This is a genomic window from Vibrio sp. OPT46, assembly GCF_015163535.1.
GTDB classification, from domain to species: Bacteria; Pseudomonadota; Gammaproteobacteria; order Enterobacterales; family Vibrionaceae; genus Vibrio; species Vibrio alginolyticus.
Map to the genome: position 1 here is coordinate 20,181 of NZ_JADDYG010000530.1, position 1,916 is coordinate 22,096.

At 44.1% G+C, this 1,916-nt stretch carries 2 protein-coding genes; both read left to right on the top strand.

The genetic code is table 11. From position 1 onward, the window contains the following. Window positions 1-97: 97 nt before the first annotated feature. Window positions 98-793, top strand: coding sequence for a DUF2786 domain-containing protein (locus tag IQR33_RS21570; protein ID WP_005377954.1), 696 nt, complete (start codon window positions 98-100; stop codon window positions 791-793). Between the two features lie 216 nt (window positions 794-1,009). After that, the gene (locus IQR33_RS21575) at window positions 1,010-1,669 is read left to right on the top strand and encodes an OmpA family protein (protein ID WP_005377956.1); all 660 of its coding nucleotides are present in this window, start codon (window positions 1,010-1,012) and stop codon (window positions 1,667-1,669) included. The last annotated feature ends 247 nt before the right edge of the window (window positions 1,670-1,916 follow it).

Consider the following 1,916-nt stretch of genomic DNA (forward strand, 5'->3'; position numbering starts at 1 on the left):
AGAAATTATCTTCAGTCCCACCTTGTATTTCGTTTTTATGTCAAAAAAGGTAATATGTCTGACTTCATAAATTTTCTGCTTTCGTTACTGGTTGTCGATGGATAAACAAAAAGCTCTGAAAAAAATCGCCAAGTGCTTAGAACTGGGCAATTCCGCTAATGTTAATGAGGCTGCCAATGCTATCAAAATGGCACATCGCCTCATGCTTAAATATGGTCTCGATAAAGACGATATTGAGTTCATCAGAATGGGAAAAACACAATCTTCTCATCTGCTACCAGCGAACATCAGTTCTACCATATTGCGAGTGATTCGCGGCATTAACACAAAATTCGGTGTCGAAGCAGTATTGTTGAATCACAAAGGGCTCAAACGTGTCGAATTTATCGGTGAAGCAGATCGCGCTATTTTTGCTGCATTTGCTTTCGATATTGTTTATCGCGAGATGAACGAAAGTACCGGACAATTCCGAAACAGCTTTGCTGGCACCGGCACCTCTTCTCAGGAAGTGACTCGCCGTGTGAACTCATTTGTATCTGGCTGGGTGGAAGGCGCGATTGAAAAATTGCCAATTATTTCTCCAGATGAAGAGTCGGCCAATAAAATTAATGACTATATTGATAAAGAATTCCAAAACATTGACCGCGAAACGTTCAAGAAGCAATTGAAAGAAGCGATGAAAAACCTAACTGAAGACTACGAAGTGGGCTTAAAGAAAGGTAGAAAGGTTTCAGTTAACCGTGGAGTGGGCGGCGAACAAGCACGTAAAATGTTGGGCGATTCATCGAAATAGCCAGAATAGTAAAGGATTCACATAAGCAGCAATGACTTCGATGTCTATGGGGCTTACTTTGAGAGCTTTGGCAGTATTGATAGGAATTTTCTTACATAAACTCTTATCAATCTTACTTTCTCATAACAAATATTAATGCTTGTTTATTCATAATTCGCATCCCATTATGAGGCATGGTTTCGCCTCAGTTTTATACGGAGATTTCCCTTGAAAAAGATGCCTATTGCACTAGCTCTAGTGCTAGCTCTTACTGGCTGTCAAGCCACTCAACGCCAAAATGCAACAACGGGTGAATACGAAACTAACTCCACCACGCAAGGCGCGCTTATTGGTGCGATCGCGGGCGCAGCAATCGGCCTAGCAACGGGTGATGATGCTAAAGAACGTCGTCAGCATGCACTCATTGGTGCAGCCGCAGGCGGAGCGACTGGCGCTGGCGTTGGTTACTACTTTGACCAACAAGAAGCGGAATTACGTCGCGCTTTGCTAAACTCTGGCGTACAAGTTCAGCGTGTTGGTGAAAATCAGCTTTTACTGCGTATGGAAAACGGTATCGGCTTCTCTTCAAGCTCTTACCAGCTTGATGCTAGTATCCATAATACTCTACGCGGTGTTGCTCGCATCCTAGTTGAGTACCCAGATACCAGTCTCGTTATTGATGGTTACACGGATAGCACAGGTAGTGAGTCATACAACCAAACGTTGTCAGAGCGCCGTGCAGAGTCCGTACGTCAATTCCTAGTATCTCAAAACGTTGCACCTGGTCGTGCAATTGCACGCGGCTACGGCGAACGTAACCCAATTTGCTCAAACCAAACTTCTGAAGGTCGTGCGTGCAACCGTCGTGTTGAAATCCAGATCTTGCCACTGAAGTAATTTGGTTGCACCATAACGGTAATAATAAAAAATTACCGGAGCAGGCCTAACCATTATCGTTAGGCCTGACATATTAATGTCTGTCAAAACGTCTGCCCTACTCTGCTTATTTAGCCTCAGCTTTTCTGGCTACTCACTTGCCTCTCAAGCTCCAAATGACCCCATCGAACAATACGAGTACGCACAACAATTATTGGCATCAAACGAAGCTGAAGCCTCACCAGAAACGCGCTACTGGCTAGAGCAA

Excerpts from the sequence above, each read along its gene's own strand:
- IQR33_RS21570 (WP_005377954.1), top strand. The coding sequence starts at position 98 with ATGGATAAACAAAAAGCTCTGAAAAAAATCGCCAAGTGCTTAGAACTG.
- IQR33_RS21575 (WP_005377956.1), top strand. The coding sequence starts at position 1,010 with ATGCCTATTGCACTAGCTCTAGTGCTAGCTCTTACTGGCTGTCAAGCC.